General features: G+C 63.2%; 14 protein-coding genes and 1 tRNA gene. 8 read left to right on the top strand and 7 right to left on the bottom strand.

Annotated features, from left to right (window positions below):
• Nucleotides 1-61 precede the first annotated feature (61 nt).
• Together I4X03_RS01470 and I4X03_RS01465 are read right to left on the bottom strand one after the other, a co-directional pair.
• A complete protein-coding gene (locus tag I4X03_RS01470; RefSeq protein ID WP_223464597.1) occupies nucleotides 62-466 on the bottom strand; it encodes a VOC family protein in 405 nt (134 codons plus the stop codon).
• Between the two features lie 90 nt (nucleotides 467-556).
• Complete coding sequence (locus I4X03_RS01465) at nucleotides 557-2,404, bottom strand: phosphoethanolamine transferase (RefSeq protein WP_223464588.1); 1,848 nt, start codon at nucleotides 2,402-2,404, stop codon at nucleotides 557-559.
• 383 nt (nucleotides 2,405-2,787) lie between these two features.
• Between I4X03_RS01465 and rpsL the strand changes: the two genes are divergently transcribed.
• The 8 genes from rpsL to I4X03_RS01425 all read left to right on the top strand — a co-directional run bounded on the left by rpsL (nucleotide 2,788) and on the right by I4X03_RS01425 (nucleotide 9,247).
• A complete protein-coding gene (gene rpsL / locus I4X03_RS01460) occupies nucleotides 2,788-3,171 on the top strand; it encodes a 30S ribosomal protein S12 (RefSeq protein ID WP_131429156.1) in 384 nt (127 codons plus the stop codon).
• A gap of 113 nt (nucleotides 3,172-3,284) precedes the next feature.
• Nucleotides 3,285-3,755 carry a 30S ribosomal protein S7 gene (rpsG, locus tag I4X03_RS01455; protein ID WP_131429157.1) on the top strand — a complete coding sequence of 157 codons (471 nt, stop codon included), beginning with the start codon at nucleotides 3,285-3,287 and terminating at the stop codon, nucleotides 3,753-3,755.
• Between the two features lie 114 nt (nucleotides 3,756-3,869).
• Nucleotides 3,870-5,975: an elongation factor G gene (gene fusA, locus I4X03_RS01450; protein ID WP_223464586.1), complete on the top strand. Its 2,106-nt coding sequence runs from the start codon at nucleotides 3,870-3,872 to the stop codon at nucleotides 5,973-5,975.
• A gap of 148 nt (nucleotides 5,976-6,123) precedes the next feature.
• Nucleotides 6,124-7,323 (top strand): elongation factor Tu, encoded by a 1,200-nt coding sequence (gene tuf, locus I4X03_RS01445; RefSeq protein WP_223464577.1) that lies wholly within the window; start codon nucleotides 6,124-6,126, stop codon nucleotides 7,321-7,323.
• Nucleotides 7,324-7,478: 155 nt separating this feature from the next.
• On the top strand, nucleotides 7,479-7,796 hold the full coding sequence (gene rpsJ / locus I4X03_RS01440) for a 30S ribosomal protein S10 (protein WP_005663509.1): 318 nt from the start codon (nucleotides 7,479-7,481) through the stop codon (nucleotides 7,794-7,796).
• Between the two features lie 162 nt (nucleotides 7,797-7,958).
• Nucleotides 7,959-8,360 (top strand): DUF2784 domain-containing protein, encoded by a 402-nt coding sequence (locus I4X03_RS01435; RefSeq protein WP_223464575.1) that lies wholly within the window; start codon nucleotides 7,959-7,961, stop codon nucleotides 8,358-8,360.
• 164 nt (nucleotides 8,361-8,524) lie between these two features.
• Nucleotides 8,525-9,094 carry a hypothetical protein gene (locus I4X03_RS01430; protein WP_223464573.1) on the top strand — a complete coding sequence of 190 codons (570 nt, stop codon included), beginning with the start codon at nucleotides 8,525-8,527 and terminating at the stop codon, nucleotides 9,092-9,094.
• Between the two features lie 76 nt (nucleotides 9,095-9,170).
• A tRNA-Val gene (locus tag I4X03_RS01425) sits at nucleotides 9,171-9,247 on the top strand.
• Nucleotides 9,248-9,281: 34 nt separating this feature from the next.
• Here the strand turns inward: I4X03_RS01425 and I4X03_RS01420 are convergent.
• Genes I4X03_RS01420 through ggpS form a run of 5 tightly spaced genes read right to left on the bottom strand, consistent with a single transcriptional unit; the run spans nucleotide 9,282 to nucleotide 15,688 of the window.
• Nucleotides 9,282-10,403 (bottom strand): mechanosensitive ion channel family protein, encoded by a 1,122-nt coding sequence (locus tag I4X03_RS01420; RefSeq protein WP_223464571.1) that lies wholly within the window; start codon nucleotides 10,401-10,403, stop codon nucleotides 9,282-9,284.
• Between the two features lie 20 nt (nucleotides 10,404-10,423).
• Nucleotides 10,424-11,245, bottom strand: a complete 822-nt coding sequence (locus I4X03_RS01415; protein WP_223464570.1) for a PIG-L deacetylase family protein — start codon at nucleotides 11,243-11,245, stop codon at nucleotides 10,424-10,426.
• Entirely contained in the window at nucleotides 11,242-12,516 is a 1,275-nt protein-coding gene (locus tag I4X03_RS01410; protein WP_223464563.1) for a family 4 glycosyl hydrolase, read from the bottom strand. The genes I4X03_RS01415 and I4X03_RS01410 overlap by 4 nt, the downstream gene beginning before the upstream one ends.
• Entirely contained in the window at nucleotides 12,513-13,382 is an 870-nt protein-coding gene (locus I4X03_RS01405; protein WP_223464562.1) for a PfkB family carbohydrate kinase, read from the bottom strand. The genes I4X03_RS01410 and I4X03_RS01405 overlap by 4 nt, the downstream gene beginning before the upstream one ends.
• A complete protein-coding gene (gene ggpS, locus I4X03_RS01400; protein WP_223464561.1) occupies nucleotides 13,379-15,688 on the bottom strand; it encodes a glucosylglycerol-phosphate synthase in 2,310 nt (769 codons plus the stop codon). The genes I4X03_RS01405 and ggpS overlap by 4 nt, the downstream gene beginning before the upstream one ends.
• Nucleotides 15,689-16,405 lie beyond the last annotated feature (717 nt).

The raw sequence follows: 16,405 nt of genomic DNA, 5'->3' as shown, positions 1-16,405 counted from the left end.
TTATTCGCCTAGTTACATGTTTGAGTTCGTGTGCCAATGTCGGCACTGACCCCATTTTCTTTCATGTTTGAGTTCGTGTGCCAATGTCGGCACTGACCCCATTTTCTCGCACGTGCCACAGCACGCCGGCGGGATCGCAAAATTGCATCATGATCCCGCCCTCCTGTGCATGTGGGGCGGCGAGAACCTTGGCGACACCTCCGTAGCCGTTGATCAGATCGAGGCTATCCAGATGCTTGGCCCATGCATCGATGTCTTCCACATATAAACATAACATGGCGTTCGCCGCCCATGCGTCAACATAATAATCCTGCAGCCAAAAGCCATAACCTTGCATGACGAACTGGGCCGACTTGTCGGTAGCAATGGCCTTTGTGAAGCCGAGATCCTCATAGAACCTGCTGCTTAACTGAAAATCCTTTGCCGGAACGAACGCCATCACATTCTTAATCTGCAGATTCTTCATTGTTAATGCACCCTATGAATTGTTTGCTGGCTTCATGAGAACTTTCGGAGTTGAACACTTTAACGGCTCGCAGTTGGTGCAGCACCTCACTTACTTTTCGCGCTTGAGCGGCGTGCCCTTGTCCATCACTTCGCGGCAGTCGCCTTTGAAGTTCGCGTTGTCGTAGTCGCTCCAGCCGTAGCTGTCCACGTAGCGCTTGTGTTCTTTGAATGCAGGATTGACGAAGCTGCGTTCCAGCCGCTCGCCCGAATAGCGAATGTCGCCAAGATCGAGCAGCGTATGGAACATGTTCTCGGTCGCGAGCTTGGCTCCGCGGTGCTTCGCCAGCTGATCCACCTTGTCAGGATAACGTCCACGATAGGCATCCGAATACCAGACAAAGGCCGGCACGTGGAAATCGTATTGCGTGTTGTGCCCGTGGAATCCGAGCTTGCAGCTGCCGTCATATAGGGATTGGCCATGATCGGCCACATACACCAGCGCGCTGCGATGCTCGGCGCCTTTCAGTTTGCCGATCACCTGCGCCAGGAACCAGTCGGTGTACAGAATGCTGCTGTCGTAGCTGTTGTTCAGGTGCGCCTTGAGCTTCACATCCGTGTAGACCGGCTTGTCCATGCCTTTCAGCGACGGCTGCCACTTGTCGAATGCCTGCGGATAGCGCTGGCTGTAATTCCAGTGGCTGCCCAGCGAGTGCAGCACGATGAGCTTTTTCGGCGATGTGTCTTCCAATGCAATGCGCAGCGGATCGAGCAGGATCTCGTCGAGATTGGAGTTATTGGTGAAGCCGCCCAGGTTCATGAATTGGATGACATCCGCCTCTTTCGCGAATACCGATACCGGCGTGTCGTACTCGCCAAACGAAATCTGGTTCGACAGCCAGTAGGTCTTGAAGCCGGCTTCCTTGTACGCCGTGATGAACGATTTCTCCGCGAATCCATCCTTCAGGCTTTTCATCGCTGGCTTGCGCGAGATGATCACCGGGACCGACAGGCGCGTGGCCGATACGGCCGTAATCACGTCCGGCAGCGTCACCAGGTTGGCTTCCTTGCGGAGCAGCGGGTTGGTGTCGCGCGCGTAGCCGTTCAGGCTCCAGCGGTCGTAGCGCGATGACTCGCCCAGCACCAGGACCACGGTTTCCGGGACCGCATCCGGCGCCGACTGGCGCGCGCCAAAGCGGAAGTTGCTGCTGCGCTTGCCCAGTTCGGCCAGGTGCTGGCGCTCTTTATAGTAGTCGGCGCCGCGCGCCATTAAGCCAAATGGCCAGGATTGCGCGAACGCCTCGAAGTCGAACGGTAGCTGCGCCCATCGGGGCAACGGTGGAAGGTTCAGCCCGGTGTGACCGGCGCCGATCACAGCTGCTGCCTCCTTGGCAGGCGCCGGCTTCGCCTTCGCCAGGTGCGCAAGCGGCGGCAGCGCTTTGGCCGCTGGCGCGTCCTGCGCCGACACGCCGAACTCGTGCCCATAGCCCCACACCAAAACGCCGCTCACGATCGCGGCCAGCGCCACCCACCGCGAACCGTCGTTCCAGTCCAGCTGCCGGGTCGAGCGCGCCGCACGCAGGGTGGTGAACCACCACGCCACGGCGCCGGCCAGCACGGCCAGCATCAGCCAGACCTTGCTCCCAAGGAACTCGATCGCTTCCATCGGGCTGGTTTCCGCGATGATGCCCAGGTGGTGGGTGGAAATGCCCTGGCCGTAGTAGGTCAGCAGGTAAAGTTCGGTCGGCAGCGCCAGGAAGGCCGGAATCAGCAGCCAGTGGAAGCGCGCCGGGCGGCGCAGCAGCGCCCACGCCGCCAGCCAGGCCAGCAGCTCGATGCCCAGCACCTGCCATGGGCGTGCCACCGGCTTGCCCAGCAATAGGGGCACGAACGGTACCGCCGACAGGCATATATGTGTCAGCAGCAGGTACAGGGTGGCGGGGCGCAGCAGGTGTCGCATGGCTTGGACGGAAGCGAAAAGTCGTCTATTATCATGGCGTTCCCTGCCAGAGTGCGAATTTTTGGCCTCAGCATGGGTTACCGCCTTCGCGGGAACGACGTTTTTGTGGCTCCCCGCCCCGCCAATGTCGCGAGATAACGACGCCAGGCCGCCGTTTACCGGCCAGTCGAGCCCGGCAAACCGGTAAACTGGTTGACCCTGCCCAGTATCAAGCCTATACTCGCGAGTTCTCGAATTTATTCTGCACACCGCGTGCGTTGCTCGGCCGCTCCTTCGCGAGTGGCTATTGTCGCCTCCGCTGTCAGTCGAAACCGGGACTCAGTTTTAGTCCCCGGGCACTTCGCCCGGGTTATTCACGTTGTATCTTTGTTGGATTAATAACGATGCCAACCATCAATCAACTGATTCGCAATCCACGTGTCGCTACGATCGTGAAGAGCAAATCGCCGGCGCTGGAAAATTGCCCGCAAAAACGTGGTGTTTGCACCCGTGTTTACACGACGACCCCAAAGAAGCCTAACTCGGCTCTGCGTAAAGTCGCCAAAGTTCGCCTGACCAACGGTTTCGAAGTCATTTCGTACATCGGCGGTGAAGGCCACAACCTGCAAGAACACAGTGTCGTGCTGCTGCGCGGCGGCCGTGTTAAAGACTTGCCGGGTGTGCGTTACCACATGGTTCGCGGTGCACTGGATACCCAGGGCGTTAAAGACCGTAAGCAAGCTCGCTCGAAGTACGGTACCAAGCGCGCTAAAGCCGGCAAGAAGTAATATTTTTGCCCATCTATTGAGTTGAACCGACCGAAAGGTCGAGTAAGTGGATGGCTATGATGGCCACCGCGAGTGCGCTCAGCGCGCTCAACTGAAGACTGAAAGGAATTGAAATGCCACGTCGTCGTGAAGTCCCCAAGCGCGAGATCCTGCCTGATCCAAAATTCGGTAACCAGGATGTCGCCAAATTCGTCAATATTCTGATGCTGTCCGGTAAAAAATCGGTCGCTGAAAACATCATCTACGGTGCGTTCGAACACATCAAGCAAAAGTCCGGCAAGGACCCGCTCGAAGTTTTCGCTGCAGCGATCAACAACGCCAAGCCAATGGTCGAGGTTAAGTCCCGCCGTGTCGGCGGCGCCAACTACCAGGTGCCAGTTGAAGTTCGCCCAGTTCGCCGTATGGCGCTGTCCATGCGTTGGTTGCGCGAAGCCGCAAACAAGCGCAGCGAGAAATCCATGCCACAACGCCTCGGCGGTGAGCTGATGGAAGCAGCTGAAATGCGCGGCGGCGCAATGAAGAAGCGTGACGAAGTTCACCGTATGGCTGAAGCGAACAAGGCGTTCTCGCACTTCCGCTTCTAATTTGCTGGCCCAGCCCTGCGAGGGGCGCGGCCATCCATCCGTTGTTCGAGGCCGGGCTCATTTTGTTGAAAAAATGTGGCTCGGTTTTGTTCATTAAAAGATTTAGGAATATTTATGGCACGCAAGACCCCCATTGAGCGCTACCGCAATATCGGTATTTCCGCTCACATCGATGCTGGTAAAACCACCACCACCGAGCGCGTCCTGTTCTACACGGGCGTAAACCACAAGATCGGTGAAGTGCATGATGGCGCGGCCACCATGGACTGGATGGAGCAAGAGCAAGAGCGCGGTATCACGATTACCTCGGCTGCGACGACCTGCTTCTGGAAGGGGATGGCTAACAATTTCCCTGAGCACCACATCAACATCATCGACACGCCGGGCCACGTTGACTTCACGATTGAAGTTGAACGCTCGATGCGCGTGCTCGACGGCGCCTGCATGGTTTACTGCGCAGTCGGCGGCGTGCAGCCACAGTCGGAAACCGTATGGCGCCAGGCTAACAAGTACAAGGTGCCACGTCTGGCGTTCGTCAACAAGATGGACCGTACCGGTGCGAACTTCTTCAAGGTCTACGACCAGATGCGCGCACGCCTGAAGGCGAACCCGATTCCACTGCAGATCCCGATCGGCGCGGAAGAGAACTTCCTCGGCGTGGTCGACCTGGTCAAGATGAAGGCGATCTACTGGGACGACGCGTCGCAGGGCATGAAGTTCGACTACCGCGATATCCCTGCTGAGCTGGCTGATCAAGCCGCTGAGTGGCGCGAGAAGCTGGTTGAGACCGCTGCTGAAGCGTCGGAAGACCTGATGAACAAGTACCTGGAAGAGGGCGATCTGTCGGAAGAAGACATCAAGGCCGCCCTGCGCCAGCGCACCATCGCTTCGGAAATCGTTCCGATGATGTGCGGTACCGCGTTCAAGAACAAGGGCGTTCAGGCGATGCTTGACGGCGTCATCGAATACCTGCCGTCGCCAGTGGACATCCCGCCTGTGACCGGTACCGATGAAGACGACGAGCCAACCAGCCGCCGCGCTGCCGACGACGAGAAGTTCGCTGCACTCGCGTTCAAGATCATGACCGACCCGTTCGTTGGCCAGCTGATCTTCTTCCGCGTGTACTCCGGAACGATCAACTCGGGCGACACCGTGTTCAATCCGATCAAGAACAAGAAAGAGCGTCTTGGCCGTATTCTGCAGATGCACGCTAACCAGCGTGAAGAAATCAAGGAAGTCCGCGCTGGCGATATCGCCGCTGCGGTCGGCCTGAAAGATGCGACCACGGGCGAAACCCTGTGCGACCCATCGGCAGTCATTACGCTGGAAAAGATGGTCTTCCCTGAGCCGGTGATCTCGCAGGCTGTCGAGCCTAAGACCAAGGCCGACCAGGAAAAAATGGGCCTGGCGCTGAACCGCCTGGCACAGGAAGATCCTTCGTTCCGCGTCAAGACCGACGAAGAGTCGGGCCAGACCATCATCGGTGGTATGGGCGAGCTGCACCTGGAAATTATCGTTGACCGCATGAAGCGCGAATTCGGCGTCGAAGCAACCGTCGGCAAGCCACAGGTTGCCTACCGCGAAACGATCCGCAAGACCTGCGAAGAATCCGAAGGCAAGTTCGTCAAGCAGTCGGGTGGTCGTGGTCAGTACGGTCACGTGGTTCTGAAGATCGAGCCGCAAGAGCCGGGCAAGGGCTTCGAATTCGTCGACGCGATCAAGGGCGGTACCGTGCCACGCGAATACATCCCTGCAGTTGAGAAGGGTGTTCGCGGCACGCTGGGCACTGGTGTCCTGGCTGGCTACCCAGTCGTTGACGTCAAGGTCACGCTGTTCTTCGGTTCGTACCACGATGTTGACTCGAACGAAAACGCGTTCCAGATGGCAGCTTCGATGGCGTTCAAAGACGGTTGCCGTCGCGCCGCTCCGGTTATCCTCGAGCCGATGATGTCGGTCGAAGTGGAAACCCCGGAAGACTACGCCGGTTCCGTGATGGGCGATCTGTCGTCCCGCCGCGGCATGGTGCAGGGCATGGACGAAATCCAGGGTGGTGGCGGCAAGATCATCAAAGCCGAAGTGCCACTGTCGGAAATGTTCGGTTACTCGACCTCGCTGCGTTCCGCAACGCAAGGCCGTGCAACGTACACGATGGAATTCAAGCACTACTCGGAAGCGCCTAAGCACGTCACCGACGCAATCGTTACTGCTAAAGCTAAATAAAAACAGTTTGGGCGACAGTGCGGGACATCGCGTAGCGAGGTTCCGCCCTGTTGCCAACTGACTGAAATTGGGCGGCAGTGCGGGACATCGCGCAGCGATGTTCTGCCCTGTTGCCAACTGACTAGAAAAAACTTAAAGGAAGATCAAAATGGCAAAAGGTAAATTCGAACGGACCAAGCCGCACGTCAACGTCGGCACCATCGGCCACGTCGACCACGGCAAGACCACCCTGACCGCAGCAATCGCTACCGTCCTGTCGAAGAAATTCGGCGGCGAAGCAAAAGCTTACGACCAGATCGATGCAGCACCAGAAGAAAAAGCGCGCGGCATTACCATCAACACCGCACACGTCGAGTACGAGACCGCAAACCGTCACTACGCTCACGTTGACTGCCCAGGCCACGCCGACTACATCAAGAACATGATTACCGGTGCAGCGCAGATGGACGGCGCGATCCTGGTTTGCTCGGCAGCTGACGGCCCAATGCCACAGACCCGCGAGCACATCCTGCTGGCACGCCAGGTTGGCGTTCCATACATCATCGTGTTCCTGAACAAGTGCGACCTGGTCGACGACGCAGAACTGCTGGAACTGGTTGAAATGGAAGTGCGCGAGCTTCTGTCGAAGTACGAATTCCCAGGCGACGACCTGCCAATCATCAAGGGTTCGGCACGTATGGCGCTGGACGGCGACACCGGCCCAATGGGCGAGCAGGCGATCATCGCCCTGGCTGAAGCACTCGACACCTACATCCCTGAGCCAGAGCGCGCAGTCGACGGCGCCTTCCTGATGCCAGTGGAAGACGTGTTCTCGATCTCGGGCCGCGGCACCGTTGTTACCGGTCGTGTTGAGCGCGGTATCATCAAGGTCGGCGAAGAAATCGAAATCGTCGGCATCAAAGACACCGTCAAGACCACTTGCACCGGCGTGGAAATGTTCCGCAAGCTGCTGGACCAGGGTCAAGCTGGCGACAACGTCGGCCTGCTGCTGCGCGGTACCAAGCGTGAAGACGTCGAGCGTGGCCAGGTTCTGGCCAAGCCGGGTTCGATCAAGCCGCACAACCACTTCACCGGCGAGATCTATGTTCTGTCGAAGGATGAAGGCGGCCGTCACACCCCGTTCTTCAACAACTACCGTCCACAGTTCTACTTCCGTACCACCGACGTGACCGGCTCGATCGAGCTGCCAGCGGACAAGGAAATGGTTATGCCAGGCGATAACGTGTCGATCACCGTCAAGCTGATCAACCCGATCGCGATGGAAGAAGGCCTGCGCTTCGCAATCCGCGAAGGTGGCCGTACCGTTGGTGCAGGTGTTGTTGCTAAGATCCTGAGCGAAGGCAAGTAATTGCCTTTGTCAGGCGGGCAGGGCGCAAGCCTTCCCGCCTGACTCAAGATTGCAACAGGGAGGAGCTTTCGGGTTCCTCCCTGTGTTTTCGTAGTAGAATGTCGGTCCCATATATTGCCGTGCACTCAGTACGGTTCGCTCTTTAAGGAAATAACATGTCCGCACCAAACCAGAAAATCCGTATTCGCCTGAAAGCGTTCGATTACAAGCTGATCGACCAGTCCGCACTGGAAATCGTTGACACCGCGAAGCGCACCGGCGCCGTTGTCAAGGGTCCAGTCCCACTGCCAACCCGTATCCAGCGTTTTGACGTCCTGCGTTCGCCGCACGTCAACAAGACCTCGCGCGACCAGTTCGAGATCCGCACCCACCAGCGCCTGATGGACATCGTCGACCCAACCGACAAGACCGTTGACGCACTGATGAAGCTGGACCTGCCAGCTGGTGTAGACGTCGAAATCAAACTGCAGTAATTTTTCTCGCGGCCGCAGGGCCGCCAGAACTGAAAGCCGGAGTCGCCGTGTGCGTCTCCGGCTTTTTTTATGTCGAGAACGGAATACAATCGCAGGGCGCATAAGACCACAGGCCGCATCCCGTCGGATGCGGCGCCCCGCCTTATCCTCCCAACGGCCACGATGGATTCCTCGACCTACCGCCTACTCGCCGATGCCGTGCTGATACTGCATGTGGGCGTCGTGCTGTTCAACGTCGGCGCCCTGGTGCTGGTGCTGGCGGGCCCCGGCCTGGGTTGGCAATGGGTCAGGAACCTGGCCTTCCGCCTGCTGCACCTGGCCGCGATTGCCTACGTGGTCATCACGACGTGGCTGGGAATCGACTGCGGGCTGACCGTGCTTGAGCAGTGGCTGAGAACGCGGGCAGGGCAGCTTGGCTACGACGACGGCTTCATCGCCCACTGGCTCAGCCGCGCGCTGTTTTTCGAGGCGCCGCCCTGGGTATTCATCGCGCTCTACAGCGCGTTCGGCTTGCTGGTTCTGTGGAGCTGGGTGCGGGTGCCGCCCACGCGTCCGGCCCGTTAGCGCTTGAGACAAAATGCCGACTTCACCGCCGCAAGAAATCCGTGGGCGTTACAAATAGTGCATTTATCCCGTGCGAATTGATGTAAAGTTCCTAGACTATTTCAAATGGGCAATGGGTAGTGAAGCGGGTCTGGCCACCTGGCCGCCTTCATCGCCCTCCGACGATGTCAAGCTCTACCAATCACGCGCTGACCAGCCTCCGGAATATCGCGATCACGATCGTGTCGATCATCGCGCTCAATTGGATCAATGAGCTCTTGTTCCATCGATTCGAGCACAGCGAAGGGATCAGCTGGGTATTCCTTCCGGCCGGAATCCGCCTGCTGGCGACGCTTTTTTTCGGATTTGCAGGATTTATCGGCCTGCTGCTCGCCAGCATTTACCTCAATTTCCAGCACTTCGCCTTCCAGGACGACACCCGGGCACTGTACGGCGCAGTGGCCGCGTCCGGAGGTCCCTACCTCGCCTATCTCTTCGCCAAGCATTGGTTTGACCTGCGCCCGCGCCTCGGCAACCTGACAGCGGGGCGCCTGTTCTTCACGGGGATATTGTGCGGGCTGGTGAGTCCAGCCTTCCATCATGCCTTCATCTGGGTCGAGACGGGGCTGGTCGACTGGCCGGCATTGGTGGCGATGATCACTGGCGATGTCCTTGGCATTCTGATCGTTCTTTTTTCGGTCAAGAGCCTGATCAAATTAACCGATCCCGCCGATGTCGATGCCCATCTCCGCTAGCCGATAAGAAACCCGGCGCACGCCACGATACTGGCACTTGCCGGATTCGCCACGGGGCGTTAAAATGCCGGTCCCCGGGCGGTTAGTTCAGCTGGTTAGAATACTTGGTCGACATCCAAGGGGTCGCAGATTCGAATTCTGCACCGCCCACCAGTTTCCTTGCAAAATCTCCAGATCCAGCCAGCGTTCATTCGCCAGCCGCGCCCGCCAGGCGCGCGCGCAGCGGCGACTCTGGCCGCGCTCTGACCGCCGAGTCGTCCTCTGCGCGCGCCTCCATTCCCACCACATGCAGCGTCTGCGTCGGAAACGCGAAGTCGGCGCCAAGTTCGCCGAAGCGGCGGTAGATCTGCAGGTAGATCTCCTGCTGCACATCCATGTAGACCGCGTACTCGGGACTGTTGACGATATACACCACCTCGATGTCCAGCGACGACGCGCCAAAGCCTTTGAAGTGGGCGCGGTCGAAGCTCACCCGCTCCTGCGCCTTGACGATCTGCGCAATCTCGCCGGGCAGCGCGCGCAGCAGTTCTTCGCTGGTGCTGTAGGTCACGCCGACTGAAAACACGACGCGCCGCGTCTCCATGCGGCGCAGGTTGTGGATCCGGCTGTTGAGCAGGTCGGCATTCGAGAAAATGATCTGCTCGCCCGACAGGCTGCGCACCCGGGTGGTCTTCAGGCCGACATACTCGACCGTGCCGAGCGAATCGCCCACCACGATGAAGTCGCCGATCACAAACGGCTTGTCGAGCACGATGGACAGGGAGGCGAACAGGTCGCCCAGGATGTTCTGCACCGCCAGCGCCACCGCGATGCCGCCAATGCCGAGGCTGGCGACGAGGGTGGTGATGTTGAAGCCGAGGTTGTCGAGGATCATCAGGACGAATACCGCCCATACCACCACCCGCACGATGAAGCCGAGCGCCGCCGTGGAAGTGGCGCGCCCGGGATCGACTTGCGGACCGGTACGGTATTGGGCCAGCCAGGCGCGTACCGCGCTGTCGGCCCAGATCGCCGCTTGCACCAGCGTCGCGCCCATCGCCACGCGGCTCAGGAACAACGCGGCCTTGTCGCCCAGGTCCAGCATGGTCGAGCCCGCGTACAGGCCGATGATCAGCATCACCGGGACGCGGGTCGACGCCAGCGCCGCCACCAGGATGTCGTCGTAGCGGGTATTGGTGCGTGCGGCGATCGCGCCAAGACGCCGCACCAGCAGCACCTTGGCGCCGTACAACGCCAGCACCACGCCCAAGGCGACGCCGGCGGCGGCCAGCCAGTCGAGGGTGGGATTGCCGAGGATGAGGTAATTCATGTGCTAATCCTTGTATCTGGTTAAACGGGTACGTTGAGGGGCTTGGCCCGCCAGTAGAACTCGCATGGCGCGCCGCCGTGCTGGTGTGCCAGGATGGCGCTGCGCATTTGTTCGTCGCTGCCGAACAGCACCGGCACCTGCGACGCGTAATGGCCGAGCAGGCGCATCTTCCCTTCGACATCGACCGGCACGATGAAGCGCTCGGCCGGCGCCAGCCGCAACCGCGCCAGCGCCTGGGCCGGCCCGTCGGCGTCGCCGCGCCCGCTGGCGGGGTCGGCCACGTACGGGAAGTCTTCGTAGAACAGCAGGCTGGCGCCGGCTTGCGCCAGCCGCAGCGCCACCCGGGCCGTGATCTGGTGGTCGACATGGTCGCCGATGCCCATCGGGCTCACCAGCAGGATGCTGCCCAGGTCGAGGCAGATGCGGCGCAGCAGCTGGTGCAGCTCTTCGATGTAGATGCTGTCGTCGGCGCGCGGCGCGACCCAGCGCTCGCGCTCGTTCCGGTAGATCAGCTTGCCGGCCTGGCTGCGCCGGTAGATGGCATCGGGAAAGCTCAGGTGGACGAATTCGGCGCGGATCGAGCGCATCGCGGCGATGTCTTCGCGGCGCCGGATGCGCGGGCTGACGTGGCCGCGCCGCGACGGCGCCTTGATGGTACCGTCGGCCGCCATCAAGGCCGGCGGGTTACCACTACACAGGGTCACCACCAGTGTCGACACCCCCTGCAGCGCGTGCAGCAGGCCGCCGCAGCTGAGCGCGGCGTCGTCGAGGTGGGGCGACAGGATCACCACCCGTTCGTAGGCGTCGACATCGAGCCCGTCGAGCAGGGCGCGGGTCATCATGCTTGCCACCTGATCAGGTCGCCGTAGGCCTGGCGCGCGCGCGCCAGCATGCGCCCGGCCAGCGCGGCGTCGCCGACCAGCGGGTTGGCCGCCAGCGCCGCGATGCGCGGCCCGTCGGCGCTGTCGGCAGCGGCGCGCGCGGCCAGCCGCTGGTAGCGCTCCAGCGCCATCGCCAGGTCGACGAAACTGTCCGGCAGCGGCGGCGCCGGAATCCGCTCGATGCCGTGGCGCGATACCCGCGCCCGCGTCTCAACCACGCAGTCGCTGTCGAACGCGCCGGTGGCGCCGCGGTTCGGCAAGTTCAGCACCAGCTCGCTCGGGGTGTCGGCCAGCAGCGCCCGGATCACATTGACCGCCATGTCGCCAAAGCCGGCCGAACCGCGGTATATGCTCAGCTGCGGCGCCGCCAGCCGGCCCTGCTCCTCGAAGTGGGCGTAGTAGCGCGGCAGCGAGGCGGCCACCACGTCGCTGCGCGGGCCGACCCGGCGCGCCTGCTCGACAAACGCCGCCGGATACAGGTAATACGGCAGGTAGGAATTGGGCCAGTAGCCCGGGTTGGCGCGCGCCAGCGCGAGCGAATAGGCGAAGCGCAGCTGGTGCTCTTCGTCGTAGCTGTCCGGCGGGGTCAGCTGGCCGGGCAGCTCGCCCAGCGGTTCGCCGCCGATGCTGACGTCGCTGAACCAGGTGGCGTGGTTCAGGCCATTGCAGCGGAATGCCGGGTGGCCGCTGCGCCCGAGCGCATGGGCCAGCGATTCGAGGTCTTCATCGGACTGGTCGCACATGCCGACCACGTTGACCTTGCCCTGGTCGGCCAGCGCCTGGGTCACGATGTTGCTGGGGTTGGTGTAATTGAGCAGCACGGCGCCGGGCGCCAGCGCCTGCATCGCGTCGGCTACCCGCAGCGCTTCGGGCACCGAGCGCAGCGCGTAGAAGAAGCCGCCCGGGCCGACCGTCTCCTGGCCCGGAATGTCGAATTCCAGCGGCAGGGTCTCGTCGATGCGGCGCGCGGCCAGCCCGCCCGGGCGGGTCGAGTTGAGCACCATGGCGGCGCCGCGCACCGCATCCTCGAGGGTGGCGGCAGTCTCGACCCGGAAGGCGCCGGCGGCCTGCGCCATCGCCGCGCCGAGCCGGCCGACGATCGCCAGCCGCTCGGCGTCGGTGTCGTACAGGCGCACGGTGTCGAGCCGCAGTTCGGCGGCGTGCGCAATCAGGGCCTTGAGCAGGCCGGGGGTGTAGGCGCTGCCGCCACCGAGTACAGTCAATATGGTCATGCGATCTCCCTGGCCAGTGCGGCCATGCGGTCGGGGGCGGCCAGCATGCCCCCGCGTTGTTCGAGGATGATGGCGGCGGCGCGCGCGGCCACCCGCAGCGCGGCGGCCGGCGCGGCCCCGCGCAGCAGGGCGGCCAGCAGGCCGCCGCAGAAGGCGTCGCCGGCGCCGGTGGTGTCGATCACGGCGGCCGGCGCGGCCGGGGCGCTGAAGTGGCTGCCGTCCAGGGTGCCGCGGGCGCCGTGCAGCCCCATCGTGACGATCACCGACGCGGCCACGCCGGCCAGTCGTTCGGGCGCGCCGTCGACCTGGCCGCAGGCCGCCTCGGCTTCCTTCTCATTGAGGACCAGCAGGTCCCATGGGGTGCCGCCGAGCGTGGCCAGCTGCGCCAGCCGCTGTTCGTTCCAGCTGGCGCTGACGGCCACCTTGGCGCCCTGGCGGCGCGCCCGCGCCAGCGGCGCCGCCAGGCGCGCCGCCTCTTCCAGGCCGGGCACGAAGATCCAGCCGCCCTCCGGCAGCTGCTCGACCTGGCCGAGCGCGTCGAAGTCGGCCGAGCTGACGAACGCGCGCTCGCTGGCGTCGGCAAATACCAGCGAGATGGCCGGGTCGTCGCGCGACGGCAGCGCCGCCAGCGTGATGCCCAGGCGCGCCGCCTGCGCCGCCAGCGCCAGGTCGGCGATGCCGTTGCCGGCCGGCGCACACAGGGTGACCGGCACGCCCAGCGCCGCGGCCACGCTGGCGGTGTTCAGGGCGCCGCCCAGGCCCAGCCCGATGCCGTCGATGAAGCGCTCGTGGCCGGGCGCCACCGGCGCGTGCGGCGGCACGTACACCTCGAGGTAGGCGAGGCCGGCCACCACCAGTGACGTCATGCCGCTTCCTTCGCCGGCGCCTCGCTGGCAGCGTGGCGCGCGACGGCGCCGAGGAAACCGTCGCCCCAGCGCCGGACGTCATGCTCGGTCACGATCGCGGCCAGCCGCCCGGTGCGGTAGACCGCCTCGTCGTGGCCCATCGTCAGCGCCTGGTACAGGGTGGCGGTCATGGCGTTGGCGTCGTATGGATTGGTCAGCAGCGCGCCGTGCAGTTCGACCGCGGCGCCGGCGAATTCGGACATGATCAGCACGCCCGGCTTGCCGACCGCCTTGCGGGTGGCGATGTATTCCTTGGCCACCAGGTTCAGCCCGTCGCGCAGCGGCGTGATCCAGGCCACGCCGCAGGCGGCGTAGTGGGCCACCACCTCGTCGAACGGCAGCGAGCGGTAGAAGTAGCGCACCGGCACCCAGTTCAGGGTCGAGAAGCGGCCATTGATGCGTCCGACTACGCGGTCGACCTCGACGCGCAGGCTTTCGTAGATTTCCATGCCGGGCGCGGCCGGGGTGATGATGTTGAGCAGGGTGACCTTGCCCAGCATCTCGGGATACTGTTCCAGCAGCCGCTCGAAGGCCTGCAGCTTTTCCAGCGAGCCCTTGACGTAGTCGAGCCGCTCGATCGAGACGATCCCGGTCACGCCGTCCAGGTAGGCGTCGATCGCGCCGATGTTCTGCTGCACCGGCTCGGTGTCGACCAGGCGGTTGATCAGCCCGACATCGGTGCCGACCGGGTGCGCGCCAAGCGCGACGGTGCGCCCGCCGACCTGGATCGCCGAGGCCATCGTGTCGACCCCGAGCGCGCAGCCGTAGGTCAGGTAGCGCGGCGCGCACGGCGTCGTGCCCAGCACCTCGACCGGCGCGAACGAGCGCACCGCGTCGACGAAGTTCTCGACATAGCGCGGGATATGGAAGCCGACGTAGTCGCACTGCAGCAGGCTGCCGATGATGTCGCGGCGCCACGGCAGGATATTAAAGACGTCGCTGGACGGGAACGCGGTGTGGTGGAAGAAGGCGATCTTCAGGTCCGGGCGCAGCGGGCGCAGGAAGGCCGGCACCATCCACAGGTTGTAGTCGTGGATCCAGGCCACCGCGCCTTCGGCCGCCTCGCGCGCGGTCTGCTCGGCGAACAGGCGGTTGACCTCAAGGAAGCGCTCCCAGTGGTCCTGGTGGAATTCGGCCTTGTCGGGGAACGAGAAGATGATCGGCCAGAACGCTTCCTTCGAGAATTTCTTGTAGAACAGGTCGACATCCTCGGCGGTGAGCGGGATGCGCGCCGCCTTCAGGCGCGGATAGCGCTCGGCATCGACCGTGACATGGCTTTCGAAGTCGTCCGGCTCGCGCGATTCCTGCTGCGACCACGCCACCCACGAGCCGGTCTGGCCGCCGCCGAAGAACGACAGCAGCGTCGGGATGATGCCGTTCGGGCTTTTCGGGCGGCGCTGGGTCATCACGCCGTCTTCGACCACTTCGTCGAACGGCAGGCGGTGGTAGACCATCACCAGGTCGGCTTCGCCGCGGCGCTCCGACCGCTGCTGGGCGGCGGCGCTCGGCTCGACCAGGGTGCCGTGGTGGGCCAGCCCTTCGAGGATGCCGCCGCAGCCTTCGCTGCGCGCCATGAAGGTGGCCGGCAGCTTGCGCACGCACTCGACCAGCGCCGGCTCGGCGCCGCCCACCACGATGCCGGCAAAGCCGGCCTCGAACATCGACAGGTCGTTCAGGGTGTCGCCGGCCACCACCACCTTGGACTCGGCCAGGCCTTCGGCGGCGACCAGGCGGCGCAGCGCGCTGCCCTTGCTGACGCCGCGCGGCAGCACGTCGAGGTAGCGTCCGGCCGAGAACAGCAGGTCGCAGTCGAGCGCCTCGACGGCCGCGCGCAGGGAGTCGCTGATGTCGCCTTCGGCCAGGAAGAACGAACAGCGGCGCTCTTGCGGCACGGTCTGGCGCTGCAGCTGGGGAAAGCCGGCCAGCGCGCGCAGCACCGCCTGGCTACCCGGCCAGTTGGCCGCCTGCGCATGGTGCAGCTGGCTGACCGGGCGCAGGTCGCCATGGACGATGGTGGCGCCGACGTCGGCGATGATGTAGTCGGGGGCCGGGATGGTCGGGTCGCTCAGCAGGGGAATGACCGATTCGAGTCCGCGTCCGGTGATGAAGACCAGCTTGGCGCCGGGCAAGCCGCCGCTGAACAGGTCGCGCACGCGGCGCCTGGCGTCGCTGGTACCGGCCAGCAGAGTGCCGTCGAGGTCGGTCGCGAGCAGGAGGTTGGAGGTGCCGGTGAGGCGTTCGGGGCGGACAGGCATGAGTGCGGTCATGGCGTTTCTTTCTTGTCGATGCGCCCGCAGCGATGCTCGCCAGCGGGCCGGGTCGGAGTACGATGCAACCAAACGGCCGTGGCGGCCGGTTCGTACCTGGAAAGGCAAAAGCGCGGCTACGCGCGAAGGCGCGCTGCGGATTTACCAGCGGGGGAGGGCAACTGCGGCCATACAGATGGCACGCCTGAAGATGGTGCTTGAGTGTTACGGTGGAACGGCGCTTAACCCTCATGAAGCGATGACAGTCTAACATCCATGGGACGTCGGGGCAACCCGCACACGTCGCCTCGGCCCGCTCATCCCATCCGTTGGCGGCGTTCCCGCGCAGGTGTGCTGCTGTCCGGAATGATCTTGTTGGCCGTGCCGTTGCAGCAATCGTCGCCAGGGCACGCGCAGAAATCGGGGCATGGAGACTTGGCGTGCAAGATGCAGCGTCGCCCAGGCGAAAGCAGGCTCGATATTCGGCATGTTGAGCATGGGCCCCTGCCTTCGCAGGGGCGACGCTGGACGGCATTGGCGATTTCGTTGTCGCTGTAGCTTCTAGAGCGACGCCTGGCTGCCGAGCGATTCGTGTCACGCATCAGCAGCGCGCGCAGGCGGGAGGGTGCCGGTTGGGCGCTGGCCGGCTTCACGGTCGGTCCCCGCTTGCGCGCGAATCACGTGCTGTTTTCCACTGCGCAAGACGGTGCACAGCCGGTGCAGAAAACCCGACATACC

This window comes from Massilia soli, from assembly GCF_016809835.1.
In the GTDB taxonomy this organism is placed as follows: Bacteria; Pseudomonadota; Gammaproteobacteria; order Burkholderiales; family Burkholderiaceae_D; genus Telluria_A; species Telluria_A soli.
This window is presented reverse-complemented; position numbering and strand designations above follow the sequence as displayed.

Coding starts and splice junctions, on each gene's coding strand:
- I4X03_RS01415 (WP_223464570.1), bottom strand. CDS start 11,245: ATGATGACCCGCGCCCTGCTCGACGGGCTCGATGTCGACGCCTACGAA.
- I4X03_RS01430 (WP_223464573.1), top strand. CDS start 8,525: ATGTCAAGCTCTACCAATCACGCGCTGACCAGCCTCCGGAATATCGCG.
- ggpS (WP_223464561.1), bottom strand. CDS start 15,688: ATGACCGCACTCATGCCTGTCCGCCCCGAACGCCTCACCGGCACCTCC.
- rpsG (WP_131429157.1), top strand. CDS start 3,285: ATGCCACGTCGTCGTGAAGTCCCCAAGCGCGAGATCCTGCCTGATCCA.
- I4X03_RS01470 (WP_223464597.1), bottom strand. CDS start 466: ATGAAGAATCTGCAGATTAAGAATGTGATGGCGTTCGTTCCGGCAAAG.
- I4X03_RS01420 (WP_223464571.1), bottom strand. CDS start 10,403: ATGAATTACCTCATCCTCGGCAATCCCACCCTCGACTGGCTGGCCGCC.
- rpsJ (WP_005663509.1), top strand. CDS start 7,479: ATGTCCGCACCAAACCAGAAAATCCGTATTCGCCTGAAAGCGTTCGAT.
- tuf (WP_223464577.1), top strand. CDS start 6,124: ATGGCAAAAGGTAAATTCGAACGGACCAAGCCGCACGTCAACGTCGGC.
- I4X03_RS01405 (WP_223464562.1), bottom strand. CDS start 13,382: ATGACGTCACTGGTGGTGGCCGGCCTCGCCTACCTCGAGGTGTACGTG.
- I4X03_RS01435 (WP_223464575.1), top strand. CDS start 7,959: ATGGATTCCTCGACCTACCGCCTACTCGCCGATGCCGTGCTGATACTG.
- I4X03_RS01410 (WP_223464563.1), bottom strand. CDS start 12,516: ATGACCATATTGACTGTACTCGGTGGCGGCAGCGCCTACACCCCCGGC.
- rpsL (WP_131429156.1), top strand. CDS start 2,788: ATGCCAACCATCAATCAACTGATTCGCAATCCACGTGTCGCTACGATC.
- I4X03_RS01465 (WP_223464588.1), bottom strand. CDS start 2,404: ATGCGACACCTGCTGCGCCCCGCCACCCTGTACCTGCTGCTGACACAT.
- fusA (WP_223464586.1), top strand. CDS start 3,870: ATGGCACGCAAGACCCCCATTGAGCGCTACCGCAATATCGGTATTTCC.